The following is a 6,584-nucleotide window of genomic DNA, read 5'->3' as shown; positions in this document are numbered from 1 at the left end:
AAAATTTTAATCCAATAAGCTGATATAACCAATATTAACAATTAATTGAATACCATGTCACTTTAGATGCAAGGCTAGTGCTGCAAGGGAGCAATTATATATGAAATTTCATATAGAATGGGCCAAATCCGCCATATTTGAGCGAATATATTCGATTTTTCATATATAATTCCGTTTCGGCGACAGAGCCGCGCCCCCAGCCCAGCCCAACCCAAAGGCGTATACCCCTCTCCTCAAATCATAACCACCCGTCCAACGGGTGGTTTGCTCTTGGGGTATAACCCCTTGTTGCCAAACTGCGCCTAAAGGCGGCGCTAGCCTGCTCTTTTTTGTATTCCTGCGCTCTTCGACGTCCTATTTCATTTCATAGGCCACTAAGTCCACATTCAAATCGATCCGCATCGACGAATTTGGTGAAGCGCAAGCCTTCTAGGCTCAGGTTGAACCAAGTCATTGCACCGCGAAAACGATGTCTCCATACGCTTGGCGTCAGCAGGATCTGACTGATCCCGCTTAACGATTCAACATTAACAAAGTCCTATTGACATGATCATAATATAAATGAAATATAGTATTGTAGCCATTTATTGTTTTTACAGGAGGCACCTATTGTGAGCCAAAAAAATCCTCGAATGATTCAATCCGTCCAGCGCGCCCTGGATATCATCAACTGCTTTGATTCCCTGCACGTCCAACTGTCGCTAACGGAGATCAGTCAGAAGCTGAATCTGAACATCAGCACGGTACACGGCCTGATTAATACGTTAATCGCATACTCATATATCGATAAAAATCCGGACAATGGCAAATACAGACTGGGGCTGGAGTTTTTGCTCAAGGCGAATCTGGTATCACAGAGTCTGGATTTGAAGGAGATTGGACATCCTTATTTAACCGACCTGACAAAAAAATATCACGAAACCTCTCATTTATATATATACCAGCATGAGCAGATTTTTTGCGTGGATAAAGTCGAATCGCCCAACAATTACTTCATCATCAGTTCCAGAGCCGGCCATAAGCTGCCCCTCCATGCTTCTGCCTCAGGGAAAGTGTTCCTGGCCTACATGTCCGAGGCTGAACTTCAAAATTTCCTGAGCAATAACAAACTGACAGCGCTCACCGACCATACCATTACGGACAAAAAAAAGCTCCTCAGCAACCTGCAACAAATTCGGGAGCAAGGCTTCGGAATTGAGAATGAAGAGATTGAAACAGGCGCTTACAGTATCGCCGCTCCGATCCGGGATGCCTCACACCGCATCGTCGGCACGATCAGTGTAGTGGGCTCGATCACACGAATCAAGGGGCAGGAGAGCGAGATTCGAGCCGACCTGCTAGAAGCCGCAGCTGCGATCTCCGGCCAATTCGGGTACCGTGTTCATTCTTTTACAGAATAAATAGCATACACGCGCAGAAGCAGCCCTTGCGATTTCCCGCATTCCGGATACATCAGCCAGAGACTCGGCGTCCGGATTATAATTGGTGTTTGTGTTTATGTCATACGTTATCGGTTTTGCCTACCGCGTCGGTAATACATTCAATTCCGGCGAAGCTGATCCCGTTCTGCTCCAGGAGCGCTTCATACTTGGCAATCAGCGGGCTGGATCCCTCGATTACCTCGAACTTCGTTCTTTCAGTCGCGCAAGCAGTGCGTCATCTATGGCATGGGCATTGCGCTGATTCCTAAAATCGCCGTCAAGGATCAGCTTATTCAGCATGCACTATCCAGCTTCTCCGTTGCTCGGGGAGAGCTGCAGCCATTTTATTCACAGATTGTATTATCCAAGAACAAACATATCACCGCACCGATCAACGATCTCACCTCGCTGCTGACGGTACATGAGCCGGCTAAAGGCGGTTAACATTGAAAAAGACCTTCCGGCCAGACTGGTCAAAAGGTCTTGATGGTACGGCAGAATAGAGAATCTACTTCGCGAGAAGCAGCAAAGCATGATACAGCACCTCGGCTCCCAGCCCGCAATCCTCCTTGGAGCTCCACTCCTGCGGATGATGACTGATTCCATTCCGGGAACGCACAAAGATCATCCCAAGCGGCCATAGGCCGCTAAACTGCATCCCGTCATGGCCGGCGCCGCTGACCAGCTCCGGCAGAGGGTCCGGCAGCCCGGCAAGCTTCCCGGCAGCAGCGATCGCTTCCTTTACCTCCGGAGAGCTCGGAGCCGGCGCGACTCTTTGCAGCAACTCAAGGGTGAGCTCCGTGCCATGCTTTCGGCACACTTCGCCCGCGTAATCCCGGATGCGCTCTTCCAGCACATCCCGGTCGGCCTCTCCCACATCCCGCAGATCCAGCGAGAACTGCACCTGCCCCGGTATAACGTTGACGCCTCCGGGCTGGGCCTGAATTTTGCCCACGGTGGCGACAGCATTCGGAAATTTCCGGGTCTCCGTATAGATGTAGCTCATCAGTTCCGTTGCCGACTGCAGCGGATCTCTGCGCAGGTTCATCGGCGTCGCGCCCGCATGACCAGCCTGGCCTTTGATCGTGAACTGCTGCCACAGCGGTCCGGCAATTCCGGTTACGAGGCCGACGGGCTGACCCTGGCTCTCCAGCACGACCCCCTGTTCAATATGAAGCTCGACGTATGCCTTGACCTGATCCGGCTCTCTGGCCGCCTCCTGCACCCGCTCAGGCGCCAGGCCGGCCGACCTCATCGCCTCGGCAATCGTAATGCCGTCCGCATCCGCATGTCTCAAATTTTCGGGACGCAGGGTGCCGGCGACAGCGCGGCTGCCGATCATGCCGAACCCGAATCGGGAGCCTTCCTCATCGGTGAAGGCGATCACCTCAATCGGATGTGCGGTAGCGATGCCCTGCTCCTGCATCGTCTGAAGCGCCTCTATGGCGGCCAGCACGCCCAAAGGACCGTCAAACTTGCCCCCGGACGGCACCGTATCGATATGTGATCCTGTCAGCACAACAGGCGCTGCCGGGTCGCTTCCTTCCCGCCGTCCGATCAGATTGCCTGCCGCATCCTCGCGCACGGCAAGGCCCGCTTCCTTCATATAGCGTGCAACCTGTTCCTTGGCCTCACGCTCCTCGGCGGTAAACGAAAAGCGGGTGACTCCCCCGCTCTCCTGCGCGCCGATCTCGCCAAGCTCCATCAGCCGCTTCCACAGGCGTCCGGCATTAATGATCATCGCCCTCGCCTCCGGCCTTTTCCTTCTTATCGGCGTCTGTATTGTTCTCGTTGTCTGCTTCATTCATTTTAAATCGGAAATGGCAGTTCCCGTCCTTGAGCAAATATTTATCATGCTCCACTTCAAAGTTCGGATTGTACCCTCTCGCAATGGCCGGATCGATCATTTGACAGTACAGAATGCCGTACTCCTCCATGCCGTCCTTCTTCCACTGGTCGCCAAACGCGCAGCGGGTAAAGTTCTGCTCGATCTCTAGCGGATGATACTCTGTGACATATTCAAACAGATCGCTGCGCCCCATATCGTAGTTCGGCAGGTAACTGTGAATGTCGTTGGGCTGTCCAGCCGCAGCTGCACGCCGGGCGATATCTCTGCCCCGCTCCTCACCGAATGTGCGAACCCCTTCGCGAATGGCGTCTTTGCCCTCTTCGCCGAAGCGGTCAACAACCGCCTTCGAGAGATGAGCAAACAGTTTCGCCATAATAGTATACGGATCTACCGGCTCCAGACTTTCATCATGATCAATTGTCGTATTGGATTGCTTGTCTGTCGATTGTTGTCCCATTATGAATACCTCCCAGGTTCAAAAGTGTGTCGGTGTCTCTACCTTCTACCTTAGCCTTAGCACCATTATCCCTTATGATCAGGTTGCAGGCCAAGCTCTGTCTTTTCACTTCTCCTGGCGCCCCTGTCTTTGATACTCGTGTCTCATCTTTGATTCTCGTGTCTCATTCCCGGCGCGCCATTGATCTCGCATCTTGGAGAGCTGCTTCCATATGCAAAGAAATGTCCTTCTTCCGAGTTTGTCGGTCTCCTTGTTGCCTGATCAAACGGGATATTGTGCAAAGCATACAGCAATAGCGAGTATTTATGTCCTACAAAGGCTCAAGCTGACTTAGGTGCTGATAAAAGTTAAGTTATATAGTTGCAAGCTTAATGTTTTGTCGTCCCCAAGTACACAGATTTGACAACGTTGTTGTTTCTCAAGTCCGCCGCTGCGCCATGCACGACGATCCGGCCCGTCTCCATCACATAGCCCCGATGAGCCGTTGCCAGCGCCATGCGGGCATTCTGCTCTACCAACAGGACGGACACGCCCTCTTCGTTAATTTGCCGGATGGCGGCAAAAATCTCCTTCACGATCAGGGGAGCCAGTCCCATGGACGGCTCATCCAGCAGCAGCAGCTTCGGTCTGGCCATCAATGCGCGGGCAATCGCCAGCATCTGCTGCTCGCCGCCGCTCATCGTTCCGGCCAGCTGCTTCTGCCGTTCCTCCAGCCGCGGAAACAGCCCGTACATTTTTTGAATATCGGCGGCAATCTCGGCCTTGTCGCGCCGAACATAAGCGCCAAGCCGCAAATTCTCCAGCACGGTCAGATCGGGAAACACGCCGCGCCCCTCGGGAACCTGGGAAATGCCCAGCTCCACAATGCGATGGGGCTCCAGCTTGGTGATGTCCCGTCCTTCAAACCGGATGCTTCCCTCCGCACGTTTGATCAAGCCGGAAATGCTGCGCAGCGTCGTTGTTTTGCCGGAACCGTTCGTTCCAATCAGCGCCACAATTTCTCCGCTGAATATATCCAGATTCAGCTGCTTCACCGCCTGAATGACGCCATAATTCACCTGCAATCCCTGGATTTCCAGCATCTTTAGTCCCTTCTGGCCGGCATGTTGTCTCTCCGTCATCGTTCCTCGACCTCCCCGCCCAGATATGCCTCGATAACATTCGGGTCGTTCTGAATCTGCGACGGACTTCCCTCCGCAATCTTCACCCCATAATTCAGGACAACGATGCGATCGGAAATGTCCATCACCAGGCCCATGTCATGCTCAATCAGTATAATCTCGATGCTGTACTGGCTGGACAGACGCTTGATTTTCTGAATCAGCTCGGCCTTCTCGACAGCGTTCATTCCGGCCGCCGGCTCATCCAGCAGCAGCACCTCGCAGCCAGTCGCGAGCGCGCGGGCGATTTCAAGCAGTCGCTGCTCACCGTATGGCAGACCGCCTGCGAGTATATCCAGCTTGTGCTCCAGACCGACGATGGCCAGCTTCTCCACACAGTCCTGCACAATCGCCTCACGTCTGCGCTGGAGTGCCGCCCGGGATTTGAAAATGGCCGAGAACATCCCTTCTTTATTACACTCGGCATGGGCAACCAGCACGTTCTCCAGCACCGTCATGTTCTTGATCAGTCTCGTATTCTGAAAAGTTCTTGCCAGACCGAGCTCTACTCTCCGGTAGGGCTTGAGCTTGTTAATCACGGCATCCTTGTAGCGAATCGTGCCAGAGGTCGGGCGATAGATGCCCGTAAGCAGATTGAACAGGGTCGTTTTTCCCGCCCCGTTCGGGCCGATAATCGATAAAATCTCGCCGCGGCGTACCTCCAGGTTAATGTCGCTCAAAGCCGTCAGGCCTCCGAAATTCACCGACACGTTGTTCAGTTCGAGTACCTTCTCCATCATTTGTTCCCAACCTTCTTCACGTTTCCGTAAAAGTTACGTTTCCGGTATTGCTCGCCCCAGAATCCCGAAGGCTTGAATATCATCATTAGCACGATGGCCAGGCCAAGCAGAATCATTCGATAATCGCTCACATATCTCAAGATTTCGGGTGCCGCCACCAGAATGACCGCACCAAGCACAGAGCCCGGCAGACTTGCAGCTCCCCCTAATATGACCATCGCAAGGATATTCACAGAATCCAAATACCGGAATGCATCTGGACTGACATACGAAATATAGGTCGCCCAAAATGCACCGGCGGCACCGGCGAAAAATCCCCCGACGGTAAAGGCCAGCAGCTTGTAATAATTCGGACGGATGCCGACCGATTGAGCCAGCGTTTCATCTTCGCGTACCGTCAGCAGGCTGAGGCCGACGCCCGAATGCACCAGTCTATGGATGACAACATAAGTGATCAGCACCAGCAGCAGAATCAAGTAGTAAAACTCCAGCTTGTCCCTGAACACAAAGCCGAAGAGCGAAGGCGCCGGAATGCCCGGCAGGCCCATCGGGCCACGGGTCAGATCGACCCAGCCGACAAAAATAAGCCGGACAATTTCTCCGAAGCCGAGGGTCACGATCCCTAAATAGTCCCCCCGCAGCCGGATGACAGGACTGCCAAGCAAGAAGCCGAACAGCCCGGCAATGGCAGCCGAGGCGGGAAGCGCGATCCAGAAGGACAGATGGAAATGCAGCATCAGCAGCGCAGCGGCATACGCGCCGATCCCGTAGAAGGCCGCATGCCCAAGCGCAAACTGCCCCGCATACCCGATAATGACGTTAAGGCTCAAGGACAGCATGGAAAAAATACCGATCATAATGACAACATGCAGCAAATAATCATTGACCAGCTGAAGCACAATCGGAAGGACAATGGCCAGCACAGCCGCGGCGGCCATGGCCGCTTTCTTGTTCATA

At 53.4% G+C, this 6,584-nt stretch carries 7 protein-coding genes; 2 read left to right on the top strand and 5 right to left on the bottom strand.

Annotated elements, in window-relative coordinates; all coding sequences use genetic code 11:
- The first annotated feature begins 611 nt into the window (after positions 1–611).
- Both M3G15_RS17710 and M3G15_RS17705 read left to right on the top strand, forming a co-directional pair.
- The gene (locus M3G15_RS17710; protein ID WP_009225218.1) at positions 612–1,400 is read left to right on the top strand and encodes an IclR family transcriptional regulator; all 789 of its coding nucleotides are present in this window, start codon (positions 612–614) and stop codon (positions 1,398–1,400) included.
- A gap of 267 nt (positions 1,401–1,667) precedes the next feature.
- Complete coding sequence (locus M3G15_RS17705; protein ID WP_260071634.1) at positions 1,668–1,865, top strand: hypothetical protein; 198 nt, start codon at positions 1,668–1,670, stop codon at positions 1,863–1,865.
- A 64-nt stretch (positions 1,866–1,929) separates the two neighbouring features.
- Here M3G15_RS17705 and M3G15_RS17700 read toward each other — a convergent pair whose 3' ends face one another.
- The 5 genes from M3G15_RS17700 to M3G15_RS17680 all read right to left on the bottom strand — a co-directional run bounded on the left by M3G15_RS17700 (position 1,930) and on the right by M3G15_RS17680 (position 6,583).
- Complete coding sequence (locus M3G15_RS17700; protein ID WP_260071633.1) at positions 1,930–3,162, bottom strand: Zn-dependent hydrolase; 1,233 nt, start codon at positions 3,160–3,162, stop codon at positions 1,930–1,932.
- Positions 3,152–3,727, bottom strand: coding sequence for an L-2-amino-thiazoline-4-carboxylic acid hydrolase (locus M3G15_RS17695; protein WP_028539443.1), 576 nt, complete (start codon positions 3,725–3,727; stop codon positions 3,152–3,154). Before M3G15_RS17695 ends, M3G15_RS17700 begins: the two co-directional genes overlap by 11 nt.
- 368 nt (positions 3,728–4,095) lie before the next feature.
- Positions 4,096–4,809, bottom strand: a complete 714-nt coding sequence (locus tag M3G15_RS17690) for an ABC transporter ATP-binding protein (protein WP_028539444.1) — start codon at positions 4,807–4,809, stop codon at positions 4,096–4,098.
- A gap of 35 nt (positions 4,810–4,844) precedes the next feature.
- Positions 4,845–5,624: an ABC transporter ATP-binding protein gene (locus tag M3G15_RS17685; protein WP_028539445.1), complete on the bottom strand. Its 780-nt coding sequence runs from the start codon at positions 5,622–5,624 to the stop codon at positions 4,845–4,847.
- The gene (locus M3G15_RS17680; RefSeq protein WP_028539446.1) at positions 5,624–6,583 is read right to left on the bottom strand and encodes a branched-chain amino acid ABC transporter permease; all 960 of its coding nucleotides are present in this window, start codon (positions 6,581–6,583) and stop codon (positions 5,624–5,626) included. The genes M3G15_RS17685 and M3G15_RS17680 overlap by 1 nt, the downstream gene beginning before the upstream one ends.
- Position 6,584: the final 1 nt, after the last annotated feature.

The organism is Paenibacillus sp. p3-SID1389 (genome assembly GCF_025151705.1).
GTDB lineage: Bacteria > Bacillota > Bacilli > Paenibacillales > Paenibacillaceae > Fontibacillus > Fontibacillus phoenicis.
The sequence above is the reverse complement of the archived record's forward strand: the minus strand, read 5'-3'. Positions and strand labels throughout refer to the sequence as shown.